General features: G+C 37.9%; 12 protein-coding genes and 1 pseudogene. 7 read left to right on the top strand and 6 right to left on the bottom strand.

Annotated elements, in window-relative coordinates:
* Positions 1–1180 precede the first annotated feature (1180 nt).
* Positions 1181–2083, bottom strand: coding sequence for a polyprenyl synthetase family protein (locus ACFIMW_RS05105; protein WP_375606573.1), 903 nt, complete (start codon positions 2081–2083; stop codon positions 1181–1183).
* Between the two features lie 405 nt (positions 2084–2488).
* On the opposite strand from ACFIMW_RS05105, the gene rpmF reads away from it, so the two are divergent.
* Entirely contained in the window at positions 2489–2668 is a 180-nt protein-coding gene (rpmF, locus tag ACFIMW_RS05100; RefSeq protein WP_005774555.1) for a 50S ribosomal protein L32, read from the top strand.
* Between the two features lie 66 nt (positions 2669–2734).
* On the top strand, positions 2735–2884 hold the full coding sequence (locus ACFIMW_RS05095; protein WP_375614071.1) for a hypothetical protein: 150 nt from the start codon (positions 2735–2737) through the stop codon (positions 2882–2884).
* Between the two features lie 2000 nt (positions 2885–4884).
* Here the strand turns inward: ACFIMW_RS05095 and ACFIMW_RS05090 are convergent.
* From ACFIMW_RS05090 to ACFIMW_RS05080, 3 genes are all read right to left on the bottom strand, one after another.
* Positions 4885–5469, bottom strand: coding sequence for a CarD family transcriptional regulator (locus ACFIMW_RS05090; protein ID WP_375608404.1), 585 nt, complete (start codon positions 5467–5469; stop codon positions 4885–4887).
* 307 nt (positions 5470–5776) lie between these two features.
* Positions 5777–6115, bottom strand: coding sequence for a ferredoxin FdxA (fdxA, locus tag ACFIMW_RS05085; protein ID WP_375608405.1), 339 nt, complete (start codon positions 6113–6115; stop codon positions 5777–5779).
* 21 nt (positions 6116–6136) lie between these two features.
* Entirely contained in the window at positions 6137–7729 is a 1593-nt protein-coding gene (locus ACFIMW_RS05080; RefSeq protein WP_375608406.1) for a hypothetical protein, read from the bottom strand.
* A 567-nt stretch (positions 7730–8296) separates the two neighbouring features.
* Here ACFIMW_RS05080 and ACFIMW_RS05075 point away from each other — a divergent pair.
* Complete coding sequence (locus ACFIMW_RS05075) at positions 8297–9208, top strand: RNA polymerase factor sigma-32 (protein WP_005774560.1); 912 nt, start codon at positions 8297–8299, stop codon at positions 9206–9208.
* A 314-nt stretch (positions 9209–9522) separates the two neighbouring features.
* Here ACFIMW_RS05075 and ACFIMW_RS05070 read toward each other — a convergent pair whose 3' ends face one another.
* Entirely contained in the window at positions 9523–11085 is a 1563-nt protein-coding gene (locus ACFIMW_RS05070; protein WP_375608407.1) for a M48 family metalloprotease, read from the bottom strand.
* Between the two features lie 148 nt (positions 11086–11233).
* Here ACFIMW_RS05070 and ACFIMW_RS05065 point away from each other — a divergent pair, with 148 nt between their 5' ends.
* The 4 genes and pseudogenes from ACFIMW_RS05065 to ACFIMW_RS05050 all read left to right on the top strand — a co-directional run bounded on the left by ACFIMW_RS05065 (position 11234) and on the right by ACFIMW_RS05050 (position 15344).
* A complete protein-coding gene (locus ACFIMW_RS05065) occupies positions 11234–11869 on the top strand; it encodes a thiamine diphosphokinase (protein ID WP_375608408.1) in 636 nt (211 codons plus the stop codon).
* A 104-nt stretch (positions 11870–11973) separates the two neighbouring features.
* Positions 11974–12360 (top strand): hypothetical protein, encoded by a 387-nt coding sequence (locus tag ACFIMW_RS05060; RefSeq protein ID WP_375608409.1) that lies wholly within the window; start codon positions 11974–11976, stop codon positions 12358–12360.
* Complete coding sequence (locus ACFIMW_RS05055) at positions 12360–14222, top strand: ABC-F family ATP-binding cassette domain-containing protein (RefSeq protein ID WP_375608439.1); 1863 nt, start codon at positions 12360–12362, stop codon at positions 14220–14222. The genes ACFIMW_RS05060 and ACFIMW_RS05055 overlap by 1 nt, the downstream gene beginning before the upstream one ends.
* A gap of 558 nt (positions 14223–14780) precedes the next feature.
* Positions 14781–15344: pseudogene (locus ACFIMW_RS05050) on the top strand (GNAT family N-acetyltransferase).
* Positions 15345–15880: 536 nt separating this feature from the next.
* Here ACFIMW_RS05050 and ACFIMW_RS05045 read toward each other — a convergent pair.
* Entirely contained in the window at positions 15881–16141 is a 261-nt protein-coding gene (locus ACFIMW_RS05045) for a DUF2312 domain-containing protein (protein ID WP_375608410.1), read from the bottom strand.
* Positions 16142–16392 lie beyond the last annotated feature (251 nt).

Genomic DNA, 16392 nt, shown 5'->3' with positions numbered 1-16392 from the left:
TTTTTTAGTCCTTTCTTTGATGTTTTGCTCCACACGGCTTTTCCCGCTTGTGAGGTGCAAGCAAGTGATTTTGATTGATTCAATATACACAGATTTGAAATGAAAGAATCTTACGGTATTTAGGGTTCTTATTCAAGTTGAAAAACATGAATTATCATTATAAATCAAATGTTTTATATCTTTCTTGCTAAGAAAAGAGAGATCGGTAATAATATTTTTTTTTCGTGTTATTGAAATTGATGACTTTATTTATCCTGTTATGCCGTAACATACCGTCATTTGAAGGGTAGTGAAGGTATCCTGTTTGATACATTAAGTATTTTAAGAAGTGCATGGTGAATATTCTTAAGTCTTGTTTATCGCGTCTTTAGTTTAAGTGAATCGTATGCGTGGAAAACGAGAGAAACCTACTCGGTAGGACACTAGACTGTTTACAGAGTAGATTAGGTTAAAAGATTTTGTTCTTTGAGGGTGGCATAAAAATCAAAATAGCCATTATGTTCATTTTTTTCTGATATTTTAAATACGAGTTTCAAAAAAATGATGCTTAAACTAAACAATCAGCACTTTTGTAAAAGTGTTTTTAGAGAGCAACAATACACGAGTGAATTTACAGAATGTAACCATATTTGATCTTTTACAACAAGATAGCGTGGAAAGGCATAAAAATTACGACTCTTTACTGAGGGCATTGTACTTCTACGGTTGGCAATGAACAACAGATGATTTTGATAAGGCTACAAAGCCAATCGGCATTTTTATTGTCTTTTGCGGGTTTATAAAATGCTCTGTTTTATATTTATTCTGTTTATTTTTTACCTTATCGTTAGAAGATTAAAGATATAAAGGAGAAACGAGTTTCTTTCTTTACGGTTGTTTTTTATTCGGCTTTAAAGCATCCATGGCGATATCTTTTAAAGCCTGAATATTACGCATTGCTTTACCGTTTTTGTTTCTTTCATTTTTTGATGAGGGGGGCGTTTTTCAAGCACAATAGGATGCCTAGAATGTATTTGTGTTATCAATTCACGCGCGCTTGTTTTAATGAAACACCTCTCAATATTTAGCACATCCATTTCATGATAGGAGCTATAATGCAGACCTACGATATTGAAGTCTCTTTGAAAAGTCTATTATGCATTCAACAAAGATGAAGGTGTAAAAGTAGGGCGGGTGAAGTTTAATTTTTGCGTGTTGCACTAAAGCGGGCGACTTGTTGGAGCGGTTTTGCTTTGGTGCCAAAAGGATGTAAAAGTGCTTCTGCTTTTGTAATCAGTTCATCGCGTTTTTTTTGTGTTTCTTTAATGCCATAAAGGCGAATAAAAGTGGCTTTTTGTGCCGTTTTATCTTTCCCAGCCGTTTTTCCTAGGGTTTGCGTGTTGGCGGTGACATCAAGAAGGTCATCAGTTAATTGAAAGGCTAAACCAAGATAGGTACCAAAATCAGTAAGCTTTTCGGTTAATTCTTTAGATGCATTGCCAATGATGGCGCCTGCTTGGCAAGCAAAGCTTATTAGGGCTGCTGTTTTCATGTGTTGTAGAGTGATGATGTCAGTACTTTCTTGCGGTCTTTTTTCAGCTTCAAGGTCTAGCATTTGTCCACCTAACATACCGCCAAGTCCTGCCGATTGTGCAAGGGACGTGATCAGCTTGATTCTAATATCTGTAGATAAAGTACTAGCTTTATGAGCAATGATTTCAAAGGCAAATGTTAAGAGGGCATTGCCTGCTAGAATTGCTGTTGCTTCATCAAATGCTATATGGACGGTGGGTTTTCCACGCCGGAGTGTATCGTTATCCATAGCGGGAAGATCATCATGAATGAGCGAATAACAATGGACACATTCTAAGGCACATGCAACATCAAGAGAATGTTCTACAGGGACGTCAAAAAGTGTAGCACTTTGAATTACAAGAAAAGGACGCAAGCGTTTTCCACCGTTCAGCACACCATAGCGCATGGCTTTGATTAAGTTTTTAGGGCGTGAAATTTCACCATTTTGGATTTGATCACTTAACAGGGTATCAAGCCGTTTTTCAACGGTGTCTCTATGTTTTGCAAGAAGGGTGGTAAATTCGTGCATTCTTGCTTCCTTTGTTTTTACAAAAATGAAATTATGAAATTTAAAGAAAGAACCTGTTGCTTTTTCTCGTTTTCATAAATTTGCATAGTTTTTTATTAAAAAATCAATTTCTCTTTTAGTTCATATTTCCACTGTATGTGCAAATCCCTTTTAAATCCAAATAAAAATTGAATGAAAGTTTTATGAAAACGCTTTCATTTGTGTATAAAATGGTCAAATCTTTCGGTGTTTTTGATATTTATTTCATCATTGTTGTATCATTTTTGGCACAAGAAAGATCATTTTGACATTGCCTCTTCTTTTTTATCAGTGTATAACATCTTCAAACTTTATGGTGTTTTTAACTGAAGCATTGTCATTTTTGACATTGCTCTTTCTGTTTTAATGGATTTGGAGTGTCTTTTTATGGCTGTACCTAAACGAAAAACCTCTCCAGCGAAGAGGGGCATGCGCCGTTCGGCTGATGCTCTGAAGGCGCCGACTTATATCGAGGATAAAAATTCTGGTGAATTGCGTCGCCCTCATCATATTGATTTAAAAACGGGAATGTATCGTGGACGTTCCGTTTTAGTTGTTAAGGATTGAGTGTTTTTATCTCTCTTCCAGAGGTTATGCTTCCTTTGATATATCGGCGATATACGTGGGCAAAGCGTGTCTTTTCGCTTTAAGATGGATGTTGAGGCGCCCTTGCGTCGCCCTCATCGCATTGGTTTAAAAACGGGAATGTATCGTGGACGTTCCGTTTTAGTGGTTAAGATTTTAGTGTTTTTATCTCTCTTCCAGAGGTTATGCTTCCTTTGATATATCGGCGATATGCGTGGGCAAAGCGTGTCTTTTCGCTTTAAGATGAGTGTGTGGGGCTTAAGGTTTTTCCATAGAAAATGATTCCATTGTTGGAGATGATTTTCTCGTTTTTTTGAGAAGTTATAAAGGATTATTCGTATACAGTTCTTTTATGATGACTGAGTGAAGAGTTTTTCATTGGTATCGATATAAGTTATTTTAGTAATGGAATCATTTTCTTAAGAAGATTCTTAAAGAATTCTCTTCTGGAGAAGGTAAAAGGCAAGAATAAAAATAATCCATTGTTTTGCGCCTTGAATGAAAAGCTTATCGTGGGATTATCTCATTTCACATCTGTTCTATGTTGAATTAATTACAATCTATTTTTCTACACATTATAAGTGGGGATGGCATGGAGGTAAAAACTATATAAGAAAACAAAAAATACCCGTAACGAACTATCTCAAGTGCCAAAAGCTTTAGGCAACATGGTGGCTGACAAATAGAGTATATAATGAAAGTGACAGCTTGCTCTTTTATAAAGTATAACGACGACAACACCCTATGAAGTTTATACACCTCACTAAAACTTTACCATTATACCATTCATAATCGCCGTTATAAAATAGCTACAACAAACATTAAGAAATATTTCTTAAAAAAACATGTGAATGTACAACACAAGCATATTTTATCTTGATCGTTTTATTTTGCATAAGAAGCATACCCCCAGAACGTGATAAGTAAAAGCGTGAAGCAATCTCCATTCTTTAAAAGACATCCCTTTAGATACTTTTGAAAGCTGTAAAGCTAAATTAAAAAATAACAATAAGAATAAACGTTGGCATTCATCCTTACAACTTCATATTATTTCCAAAATAAGGCGATATTCTCGTTATGCAGATTACACAAAAAGATAGATTCAATATTCTTACGCCAATCGGATACATAAAGTCTGAAACGAAATCATAAAGCCTTTAAGAGTCTCAATCTTTGTTTAGAACATACTGCTAAGAAGTGGATATTAATCCATAGACAACAAAAAAGCACAAACTTTATAAGGTCAGCAATACCATAAAACCATTAACAAATCAGCTATGGATTGGAGCGCCCTACCGACTTTGATAAAATATTTTGTGAAATCCCATGCATGACACATCTAATTATATGTTTTCTTATTTTTATAAGCTGTTCGTAATAAATCCTTTATATCCATAAAGATCAGAAAAATATATGAACAATTCTTCGCTTAAAATATAAAAAGAAAGCATGACACTCATAGAAAAGTCTCATGTGCCTTATCATCACAAGGACTGAAGCTTATTGAATAAGTACATCTTCTATTTTGCCCATTTTCTTTTTTCTGCTTATAAGCGAGCACGCTGGCACTCTCCATACACTTAAGCCCCCAATATCGCAATTAAGTCTTGCATTTGAAAGCGTTTATTACAGATATTTTTTTGCTTTCTTATATAGTTTTTACCTCCATGTCATCTCCACTTATAATGTGTAGGAAAATAGATTGTAATTAATTCAACATAGAACAGATGTGAAATGAGACAATCCCACGATAAGCTTTTCGTTCAAAGCGCAAAACAAAGGATTATTTTTATTCGTCAATGCGATATTGGCAAAGATCACATTCTTTCACTGAGAAATGTATGTCACAAATATAAGCTCTATGGACAAAAACCATTGCCTTAAATATTGATCATATATTCTCATAAAAAACACTTCATGCTTCAAGTCTTACATGGGTTATAACCACCCCAAAAAACGTTATTTGAGGATCTAATTTAATATGAACAACATCTACTTATCATTATAAATCAATGTTTATCTGTAAAGATAAGAAAATGAGGAGGCCGTAGGTGGATCTTACAGACAAGTTTTAGACTGTTTACAGATTGGGGCGCTGATTAAAAACTTCATCCTTAAAGGGACAAAGGATGCTCAAAAAATAAAACCAGCTCTTTGCTGGTTTTATCAAAATATCTGGTTATGATGAAAGGAGTGTATTATGCAGCGTAGACAGCTTTGCTATCTTCATCTGTTTCTTCTCTCTCAGTTTTAAATTCACGTTTTGGCTTGTTGGAGAGATGCATTTCTATGAGATTGATCGCTTCTGTTTCAGAAATACTATTAATAACCGCAATTTCGCGGGCCATTCTTTCAAGAGCAGCAGTATAAAGTTGACGTTCAGAGTAGGATTGTTCAGGCTGTAGGTTAGAGCGGAAAAGATCACGGACCACTTCGGCGATGCAAATAAGATCTCCTGAGTTGATTTTAGCATCATATTCTTGTGCACGGCGTGACCACATGGTTCGTTTAACACGTGCTTTCCCATGTAAGATTTTTAAGGCGCGTTCAACGGAATCACCAGCAGATAATTTACGCATTCCAACAGAAAGGGCTTTTGCAATGGGGACTTTGACATCCATTTTATCTTTCGCAAAATGAATGACAAAAAGTTTTAATTTGTGTCCTGCAACTTCCTGATCTTCAATCGCTATAATCTGTCCTACTCCATGCGTAGGGTAAACGATATATTCAGAGGTTGCAAATTCTTTAGTCTTGGAGGACGTTCCATGTTGGGATGCCATATTTTAGTTTACTCCCTTATGATCAACAAATGTATCGGAAAACAGGTTATAAACCTGAGGGTTGAGTTTTCTTTAGCCAAGTATATTGTATCAATTAAGTGAGCATAAAAGCCGCATACTTTTAAATCCAACGAAAATACATCGCTTTACTACAAAAAGTAAAGAAAAATACTTAGAAAGATGATCATGTTAAAATAACACTAACATCAAATATCAAAAGAATCAATCATTTCGCTTAAGGATTTTTTTATTTTTACGAGAAAAGTCTTTCAATTGTTGAAAGAAGGAGCTGTACACTGTATCATTACTACTCGCCACTTCCTGGATTTTCTGAAAAATACTTTTCTAATTTGTTTGGAACGCCATCCATTTCTTTTGCTTGAGGAAGAGGGTCTTTGCGGGACGTTAAATTAGGCCATTTGTTCGCATATTTAAGATTAAGTTCTAACCACTTTTCGAGCCCTGGTTCGGTGTCAGGGATAATGGCTTCCGCCGGACATTCCGGCACGCACACACCACAATCGATACATTCATCAGGGTGAATGACAAGCATATTTTCACCTTCATAAAAACAATCGACAGGGCAAACTTCAACGCAATCAGTATATTTGCAATGAATGCAATTATCAGTTACTACATGAGTCAATATCTACCTCCATTTATTATTTTAGTGATCTTTGGAGGAAAGTGCTTCTGTATCTTTATTACTTACAAGTTTATTACGTAGCACAGCTAATTTTGCAAAAGGTGAATCAGGATTAGGGATCTTTTCTTTTTGAAAAGGTTTATGATTCGCACGTTTGCCTTGGGATTTGTGGAACTTATGAGAACGTTTTGTTTGTAATGGTACTTCGTGAGGAGAACTTTCATTCCTGTTTTCTCCTTTTTCTACAGCGCTCTTCGGTTTATTTTGCCACTTATTTCCAGATTTATCACGTTTTTTTTGTGCGTTGTGGTGAAATTGATGCTTATAATGCCATAATAAAACAACCTTATCTTCCGTTGCTGGGAAGGGAGGCTTGGCAAAATTTCCAACAGGTTCAGCTGTTGGTAAACGATAGGTGTGATTGGTGTGATTTCCAACACAAGAGGATGAAAGGTTAGAAGATGAAGTCCTCTTTTCTTCTTGTGTTGTTTCTGAAATACTGATTGTTTGCCATTGGCTGCCAACGCATTCTGCTGCAGAAACATCTTGCGTTGTTCCATTGATAGGGGAAGAGGCTTTATGTGTAAGGAGATTTTGTTCAAAAACAACATTGCTTATGCTGCACGATTGATAGCCAAGTCCTTTGAGGATTTCTTCCATATCATTTCCATTGGCTCCAAGAATGGACATCATGGCTGGTGTAATAAAAAAACTTTTGCCGTCATAGGCACCATCGGGTTTGGGAGTACTTCCTTGTTTCCAATGAAGAGCAAGGCGGATAAGATTGGCAAGACGTTCTAAAATATCAATTCGTACTGCACGTTGTCCTAAAATTCGGTAACCGGCTAATTGATAAAATTGGCGGTTATAGGTAGGGTCAATAATCAAAGAGGTTCGACCAGCAGATAATGCTGCAAAAATTTCACCCAAACCAGTTTGGTCTTGTCCCACATTTTGAAGATTCCACAGGAGGGTAATGGCTTGGACGGGAGCGGGTTTAAGCATTCCTGCAACATAGATATGAAAAGCGCCAAAACGTACGCCTAGACGACGAAGCACGGCACGTGATTCTTGCGCAAGGCTTTTGACAATGTCTAAAACTTCACGGCGTGGTAAAATCCCTAAAGAGTTAACCAGTTGTAAGGCAAGACTGTTTGTTGAATCTGTCAAATTATCAGCATGGCGCAAATCAAACAGGGGTTTTAAAGTTGTTTCAAAATGAAAGGTTACAAAGCGCTCTAATCGTTTCATAACATTATCGCGGGATTCTCCCGTGAGTTGTGCATCTGCTAAAACTATTAGTTTTGGTTTGAAAAAATCTTCTGTTGCTATAAGTTGTCCTACCGGTTGACCAATCCAGCGCACAATTCCATCAGAACTAAGAGTAAGATCTCCATTTGCACAAGCACAAAAACGTGTTGCGCGTTTGGAAAAAGCAAGAATCAAATCTTCATTCTTTGTTTCTGTCGAAATTTGATTCTCAGTCGTTTGATCAGGATTGTTTTTGTTGGCATAAAAACGAAAACCTTCAAATTTACCTCTTCCGTGTTTTTCAATGAGAATATCATCCTGAAGAATCTCATTCTGTTGAACAATCTTGCTATCCATGATCATTTTCTTTCTCAGTGCGACACTGGTAAAAAGCTTTGTGCGACGATTTCATAATGCTGTTATTTCTTTACACGTTTGTTGCGTTTGCTTCAATCACTCTTGTCGTTTTTTGCTGTTTCTTTTTGCGCCTTTAAAACTTAGATGATTCTTTTTTATTCAGTTTGCATTCAGTTAGGATGCTTTAATATTTGTAAATTACACTTATTGGTTGTGTTGTAAAGCTGAAAACATAAATAAATTTCTCAATTGAAAAGGAAACGGAATCGGTCATCAAAAAAAACAACATTTGTTTTGTCTGATCATTTTTTTTGCTGTTTTGTCATGAAAAGTGAAGAGAAAGTTTTTTCAAACATTTCATAGGCTAAAGGGCGTGTTGCAAAGGCGTTTTAGAGGTGAAACTATATCTTATAACAAGAAGTTTTACCATAACAATAAAAAAACAATTGCGATTATAAAATTACACGCTAAAGTAGTATTAGCATAAGTGAACAACTTTTGCGTTCTTTTAAAAAGAGAACAATGATGTCGTTGCCAAATCAATTTTGATAATTTTAATCGCAAGGGGTTATTATGGGTAATCTTTCAAATGCTGTTTATAAAAGCAGCAAAAATTATAGCGATGCAGACAAAAGTTTAGGACGTAATATGATGCGTTCTGCTATGCAAGCACCTTATCTTGAACGACAAAAAGAGCATGATTTGGCTCTGCGGTGGAAAGACAAACGCGATGATGATGCCATGCATCAGATTGCAGCGGCTCATATGCGTTTGGTGATTGCTATTGCTAATCGCTTTAAGCGTTTCAAAATGCCATTGGGGGATTTGGTACAAGAAGGGTATGTGGGACTATTGGAAGCCGCTGCACGTTTTGAACCTGATCGGGAAGTGCGTTTTTCAACGTATGCAACATGGTGGATACGTGCTTCTATCCAAGATTATATTTTGCGAAATTGGTCAATTGTTCGAGGTGGAACCAGTTCTTCGCAAAAAGCACTTTTCTTTAATCTTCGGCGTTTGAGAGCAAAACTGGTGCAGGATGATAGTGCTTTGTCGAAACAGGATATTTTTCGCACAATCGCTGAAAAACTCGGCGTTTCTGTGCGTGATGTTGAAACCATGGATTTTCGTTTCTCCAGTTCTGATAATTCCTTGAGTGTTTCTGTTTCTGAGAACAGTGATAATCCCATTGCGAAGATGGATGTGTTGGTGGATGAGAGTCCTCTTCCTGATGCTTTAATTGAGCAAGTGATTGATGGTCAACGGCGTACACAATGGCTTTACGATGCGTTGCAAATTCTTAACGAACGGGAATTAGAAATTATTCGCTTTCGTCGCCTCAATGAAGAGGGGGCTACTCTAGAAGTACTCGGTGAAAAGTTAGGAATTTCAAAAGAGCGCGTGCGCCAAATTGAAGCACGGGCTTTGCAAAAATTGCGTTCTGCTCTCCTTACCGTTCATTCAGAAGATGCTTACGATATATAAGCCGTGAAAGGCTTTGTGGGGGGATGAGGGAGAATGTATCAATGGGCGCGTATGAGAGCATGATGACGTTGGTTTTAGAGGAATCAGATTTGTCGAGGAATGCGCATCCTTGTGGGTATTTGTCGCGGTTTTTTCAAAGCGAAGGAAGAGTTGGGGAGAGGCCGGTTTGAGGAGGTATGTATCAATGGGGGCGTATGAAGGCATGATGACGTTGGTTTTTACAATGCTTCATTTCATTTTCGGATATGTTTTAAAAGGGCAAGGCTTGATACAGACAGAAAAGAATCAAGGCTGTAACGGATGAGAAGAAAGGCTTATTCTGTAATAATTTTCACTTTTGTACCTGCGGGTAAAGTTTGCGTTGGTGAGAGGGCGTTGAGAATGCGGAAGAGTTTTTCTTTTTCTGGTGTGTGTTGCATTTTATTTGCAAGGTTTGTAACATCTTCTCCTTGTTTAACGCGGACAACATGGATTTTTAAAGGCTTTAATTTTTTTAACTGTGAAGAAGAAAGAGAATGAAAGCTTTGTACCGTTTTTTGGGCAACTTCTGCAAAATTTTGAGAATTATGCGGGGCGGCTGTCAGAAAACGAAAGAGATGATTGTTAAACAAAATGACAACCACATCAAATTGCCATTGCTCATGGGTCGCACGGGCGTGTGCTCCAAGTAAACTCTGGCTTTGAAAACCCTGACTCGTAAGTCCTTGAATTGTGATGGGGCGGATGGATGATTGGTCTAGTCCAATAATCCCTCCGCTTTTCAAATAGTCACTTGTAGATAGTCCAGCAGGATGTGGAATAGCATCAAAACGAATCGCAATGTTATCTGGTCCACTGGCCCAAACAGTGTGTGCTGAATGTTCTATCGTAAAATTATTCGGAACAGAAAAAGCGATGCGCAATTGTGGGTGAATAAATTGGTTGCCTCGTACAAAACCTGTATAAAATCCTCCTCCAAAAATCATGCCATCAATGCTTTTGAGAAAAGAATCACGATCGGTTATTTTACTCTTCTCTTTACTAATTTGACGCGCTTTTTCTATCGCAAGCCGAATGCGTTGAGGGGTGGTTGGGTGAGAGGCTAGAAAATCTAGAGAGGCATTTTGGGTACCGGAGATATTACGTAAAGCACTATAGGCTTCCATTGTTTGAAGAAAGCGGGGTGAAGCAAACGGATCGTATCCTGCTTGTTGGAGCATTTCGAGGGCAAGAGAATCTGCTTCTAGCTCTTGATTACGGGAAAATTGTGCGAGTTGTTGCTTGTTTTGTATGGGTGTGTGAAGTTTTTGATCCATAGAAGAAAGAAGACGAGGGGATATGCGATTTTTCATCTTCAATTCAGTTTCTTTTTGTAGGCGTAAAATACCATGATTGGCTCTGATATGTGCTATCTCATGGGCTAAAATTGCTGCAACTTCTGAAGAATCATTGGCTAATGCCAGCATGCCACGGGTGATGTAGATCGAACCATTGGGGAGCGCAAATGCATTGACACTTTCTGAATTTAAAATTGTTACAAAATAGCTTTGATGAGAATTGTGTGATGCAATTGTTAGTTTACGGACAATCTTTGCTAAAAGGTGTTCAAGTTTTACATCATAATAAGCGCCGCCATACATTTGTAGAATACGTGGGTGTTGCAGAGCGCTTAATGTGACATAGATATTGTGATTGTTGACACTTTTAATAGTTTTAGAAGAAATGGAAGAAAGCTTGTCATTTTGAGAAAGGGGTGCATGACAAGCGGAAAGGAGAAGCATGAGACTTATGAAAGTTGCTCTACACATGGGCGGGCGAAAAAGAAAATTTCGTTGAAAAATAGGGCGCATTGGTTCACGATGCATGTTGTTGCGACGGTGTAATTTGGCAAATCTCATTTGTATCTTTGTATTGTGTATTTTTGTAAGACAAGCTTTAAGGGTAAGGGTTCGTTTGGCTATATCACGGTTATTGTTTATAAAAAATGGCTCTCATTTACAAAATGGTGCACTATACAAGGAAATTTTGTGAAAGGCAAAGAATGGCATGACAACATTTACGATATTGTTAAATGGTGACATTTGTATCACTGATCGTTTGCTTAATCAAATTCAAAACAGTCGGGTAATTGCTGCGGATGGTGGTATGCGTCATGCGGCAATGCTTAATGTGATGCCTGAATTGTGGTTAGGAGATTTTGATTCATCAGATGAGAATTTAATCCGCCAATATAGTCATATTCCTCGTGAAATTTTTCCCTCTGATAAAGATATGACAGATAGTGCTCTGGCATGTGAAAGAGCGCTGCAAAAGGGTGCTAAAAAGCTTATTTTATGCGGTGCTTTGGGAGGGGAGCGAAGTGATCATAGCCTTTCTCATATGACGCAAGCGTTGATGATGGCTGAAAGCGGCATTGCAGTGTTGTTGACAAGCGGTTCGGAAGAAGGTTGGCCGGTTTTGCCAAAACCTTATTCATATGATTTGCCTAAAGGGTGTTTGTTTAGTATTATCGGTTTTTCTGATTTACAAGGCTTAACGCTTACAGGAGTAAAATGGCCGATTTGTGATAAAAATGTGTCATTTGGCTCTTCTTTAACACTTTCTAACCGTATTTTTGGAACCTTTTCTTGCCATTTAGGTTCTGGAAAAGCTATATTGCTAGCGTCTGTGCCTATTCCGTAAAGCTCTTCCAATATATTTTAAATAAGGCAGGGGGGGGCTCTAGTGATGAAGTGCTGACATAAACGATATAATTTGTATTGATCTTGAGAAGGAAAGGTTTTGATATGTTAAAATCAATTTTTAAAGTGGCCGTTGTTTCAGCCATTGGTTTCAGTTCGGTTGCTTGTACTACAAATGATGAACGTGTTGCACGTTACGGCGTAGGAGGGGCAGCAATCGGTGCTTTGGCTGGAACTGCTATTGGTGGAAGTACGGCTGGAGCCGCGCTTACCGGTGCAGCATTTGGTGCTTTGGCTGGAACAGTAACCGGTGCAGCCGCAAATCAAAGAAAACAACAAAGACAGGCATCACAATTGTGCACGTATCGTGGTCGTAGAGGGCATGTTTACCAAGCACCTTGTGGGCAGAGAGTCCCTGTACGGCAATTGTGTGCTTACCGTGATGCAAGAGGGGTGATGTATAAAGCACCTTGTCCGCGCCGCGTTCATTAATGGTAGTGCCATTAATGCGGCTTGACCGCATTTTCCTAAACTTTGGAACAACACCTTTGTTCAACCAAGCTTCTTTATCGGTTGAGCGGGGAGCGCGTATAGCGCTGGTCGGCCGTAATGGTTGTGGAAAATCGACCCTGTTAAAAATTGCCGCAGGAATGTTAGAACCTCATGGTGGCGAAATTTTTCGCCACCCACAAGTGACGCTCCGTTATGTCTCACAAAATCCAGATTGTTCAGGATTTGAAGATATTAACGCTTATATGGAGGCGGGGCTGGACGATACATCTGATGTCCAGTGGATCAATACGCTTCGCACAAATTTAGGGTTTTCGGGGACGGAAAAATTGGAAACGCTTTCGGGAGGCGAAAAGCGGCGTGTTTCGTTGTTACGGGCCATTGCTGCAAAACCCGATATTTTGTTCTTAGATGAACCAACCAATCATCTTGATTTACCAACTATTGAATGGCTGGAAGCTGTTTTGTCTTCTTTGCGTTCAGCGATTGTGGTGATTTCCCACGATCGGCGATTTTTAGAAAATGTTACGCGGTCAACGGTATGGCTTGATCGTGGCACAACCAAAAGACTGGAAAAGCGTTTTTCAGAATTTGAAAATTGGCGTGATAAAGCACTGGAAGAAGAAGCCATCGAACAGCATAAATTGGGGCGCCAAATTGCTCGTGAAGAGCAATGGTTGCGTTATGGCGTGAGCGCACGGCGTAAGCGTAACGTACGGCGCTTAGCCGAATTAAAAGACTTAAGACAGCGTCATCAAACCTATAAAGGGCAGCCAGGAAATGCACTTTTGACAGCAGCGAAAAGTCATGATTCTGGGCAATTGGTGCTTGAAGCAAAGAAAATTTCAAAATCCTATGGTGAGCGCATGATCGTGAAAGATTTCTCTTTGCGCATTCAGCGGGGTGATCGAATCGGTTTGGTAGGGCCCAATGGTATCGGAAAGACAACGCTCCTTTCTGCATTAATTGGGCAAGAAGCCTTGGATAGCGGAACGGTGAGGTATGGCTATAACCTCTCTATGGCATTGCTAGATCAGCAACGTATTTTAAATGAAGAAGAAACTTTAGCGCATTATTTAACGGGAGGAAGGGGAGATACTCTTGTGATCAACGGGCTGGAGCGGCATGTCGTTTCTTATATGAAAGACTTTTTATTTTTGCCTGAACAAGCACGTACTCCACTTAAAGAATTTTCAGGGGGAGAAAGAGCACGCCTCATGCTTGCACGCCTTCTTTCGCGTCCTGCAAACTTTTTGATTCTTGACGAACCGACCAATGATTTGGATATGGAAACTTTGGATTTGTTGCAAGAATTTATTGCTGATTTTGCGGGAACAGTATTGTTGGTCAGTCATGACAGAGACTTTTTAGATCGTACTGTAACGCATATGTTGGCACCTCAAGGTGATGGTCATTGGGTTTTGTATGCGGGTGGCTATAGTGATATGATAGCGCAAAACCAGCATGCTCTTCGTTTACAACGCAAAAAAACAGAATTATCGCAGCGTAAAGCACCTTCAAAATCTCAAGCGGGTGAGCTTTCAAAGCAGGACTCATCAACAGATCATAGCTTGGTAGGGCGGGAGAAAAAAACACGAGGTAAATTGTCTTATAAGCAGGTTTATGCATTAGAAAAATTGCCTGAAGAAATCGCTATTTTGCAGGACGAAATCAAAAAAATTGAGCAAGAGCTCTCTGATCCAACCCTTTATCGCCGCGATAAAGAACGTTTTGAGCGTTTATCAACGGCATTGGAAAAAAAGAAAAATACTTGCACACAAAAGCAAGAAGAATGGCTAGAACTTGAAATTTTACGCGAAGAAATGGAAGCGTGTTCACGGTAATATCTAAAAAACTTTAAAAGATTTGTATTGCATCATCGCTTTTCTTTGATTTGTTACAAGAGTTTGTGGCTGATTTAGCGGGAACAGTGCTGTTGACGAGTTATGGCAGAGACTTTTTAGATTGCACTGTAACATATAGCATTTCAAGGCGATGGTCATTGGGATTTCTATACGGGGGCAATGATATGGTAGCGCAAAACAAGCATGCTCTGAGCTTAAAAGGCAAAGAAACAAAACTATCTTTGCTGGGAGCTTTTTCAAAATTTCATATATGGAAGCACGCCAGTTTCATTGCATACTTTGCCAGTCCCCAATGTTGCTACAGCTCCTTTGGAATTTGAGAGCATTCGTAAGAAACATGCCCTTGTCTTTACCTTATGCTTTAAAGATACCACCTCCGCTTATGACGGAAAAGCAAATGATCCTCATTAATTCTAACATAAGAAGTGTTGTGATGAGAAAAGCTTACTGTATTCGATATTATGATTTGAGTTTAAAAATGATGATTTGTTAGGATAAATCAACATGTTATTGTAACATTTCTAGGAGGAGAAAATGATGGCGATTAAAACAAAGCGAACAATTTCCACATTGATCGGTTTAGAAGATGCAGTTGAACTGTCTTCTTATTTCCTCCGTAATGCGAATCACCTGCGTCCTTTTGAACCTGTTAGATCTGATGGTTACCACAGCCTAACGGCTTGGGAAACACAAGCCAATGCATTTGCTTGTGAAAGTGCAAAGGGACAAGCATACCGATATGCCGTACGATTAAAAAATGAAAACACAATTATTGGTGTTGTGAATTTTACAAATGTGATTCTGGGTGTTTTTCAAGTCTGTCATCTTGGTTTTTCTCTTGATGAAAAACAACAAGGAAAAGGTCTCATATTTGAGAGTTTATAGGCTCTAATACGGCATATCTTTCATATTTATCATCTGCATAGAGTGATGGCAAATTATAGACCTGAGAACATAAAAAGCGAACGTTTATTAAAACGCCTTCATTTTGAAAAAGAAGGCTATGCTAAAGACTATTTGATGATTTCTGGAAAATGGAGAGATCACATTCTAACCTCTCGAATCAATGATCTGTATGAGTCCTTTAATAGATTTGAATAAAGTTTTGTTAAGGGTCTTTTTATCAAATGTATAAATATGCTGCACTTTTCCCTATCCTAAAAGACGAAGATCCTTAACCACCTCTTCTTTTGTAAACGGTTCAGACTCTCGTTTAGCGGATTTCAACTGCTGACCGCTTTCATATGTTTCTTTTCGTAGATAATAAATTGATTTATCATCATAATTCATTTTTTCAATTTGAAGGAAGAGAGTACTCAATATCGGAAGACTTTCTCATTTCAAATCTCTAGATGTTTAATCATAAAAACACCTCTCTTGCACATCACAAACTGGGTTGGCATAGGTTGGCATACAAGTGAGGGGTTATGTGGATAAAAATGATTGAAGAATAAGAATAAAAATTCTCTGTATAAATCCTTTTAAATGTGAGGGCTGTTATAAATATTGTGTATTCTGTGACCGATAGTCTCGTTACAAGTTACACAAACTGCTTATTGTTTGGGTGAAATTTTTATACATTCATTTGTTTTTTATATTTTCTTTTCTTAGGAAAATTTCCAATGTTCTCAATGGTGTTAATTCATACCAAGCGCATTTTTATATAGCTCAATGATTGCTTCTTCTTCCATTCGTTCATGTTCTTCTTTTTTACGCAATCGTATAATGCTTCGAACAGCTTTACTATCAAAACCAGAGCTTTTAAGTTCAGTGTAAACGTCTTTAATATCATCAGAAATGGTTTTTTTCTCTTCTTCTAGTCTTTCAATACGTTCGATAAAAGAGCGTAATTGGTTTACGGATATAGCGTGTGTTTGATCGGTTACTGTATCGTTCATTGTATTTTTCTCCAAGTTATATATTTTAAGTTGTTTTTCGACGACGAATTTAGGTTAAAAAAGCTTGAAAATAAAAAGTAAGTCAAGCTACACAGTTTTTTTACAAATTGACTTTAAATATTTTGTAAAATTTTTAAAATATATGCATTGATAAAAGGGCTATAAAAAGAAAAATATACGTTTTAGATTTGAAAAGCTTTTAAAATAAAGAAATGTGTAATTTGTTTTGAGAATTTGGCATTATAGAGGAA

It is taken from the genome of Bartonella sp. AC329YNZD (assembly GCF_042196685.1).
Taxonomy (GTDB): domain Bacteria; phylum Pseudomonadota; class Alphaproteobacteria; order Rhizobiales; family Rhizobiaceae; genus Bartonella.
Note: the sequence above shows the minus strand (reverse complement) of the source record. Positions and strands in the feature narration are given on the sequence as shown.

What these genes read in the sequence shown, in the direction of transcription:
- ACFIMW_RS05105 (WP_375606573.1), bottom strand. Translation starts at nt 2,083, where the DNA reads ATGCACGAATTTACCACCCTTCTTGCAAAACATAGAGACACCGTTGAA.
- rpmF (WP_005774555.1), top strand. Translation starts at nt 2,489, where the DNA reads ATGGCTGTACCTAAACGAAAAACCTCTCCAGCGAAGAGGGGCATGCGC.
- ACFIMW_RS05090 (WP_375608404.1), bottom strand. Translation starts at nt 5,469, where the DNA reads ATGGCATCCCAACATGGAACGTCCTCCAAGACTAAAGAATTTGCAACC.
- ACFIMW_RS05080 (WP_375608406.1), bottom strand. Translation starts at nt 7,729, where the DNA reads ATGATCATGGATAGCAAGATTGTTCAACAGAATGAGATTCTTCAGGAT.
- ACFIMW_RS05075 (WP_005774560.1), top strand. Translation starts at nt 8,297, where the DNA reads ATGGGTAATCTTTCAAATGCTGTTTATAAAAGCAGCAAAAATTATAGC.
- ACFIMW_RS05070 (WP_375608407.1), bottom strand. Translation starts at nt 11,085, where the DNA reads ATGAGATTTGCCAAATTACACCGTCGCAACAACATGCATCGTGAACCA.
- ACFIMW_RS05065 (WP_375608408.1), top strand. Translation starts at nt 11,234, where the DNA reads ATGACAACATTTACGATATTGTTAAATGGTGACATTTGTATCACTGAT.
- ACFIMW_RS05060 (WP_375608409.1), top strand. Translation starts at nt 11,974, where the DNA reads ATGTTAAAATCAATTTTTAAAGTGGCCGTTGTTTCAGCCATTGGTTTC.
- ACFIMW_RS05055 (WP_375608439.1), top strand. Translation starts at nt 12,360, where the DNA reads ATGGTAGTGCCATTAATGCGGCTTGACCGCATTTTCCTAAACTTTGGA.
- ACFIMW_RS05045 (WP_375608410.1), bottom strand. Translation starts at nt 16,141, where the DNA reads ATGAACGATACAGTAACCGATCAAACACACGCTATATCCGTAAACCAA.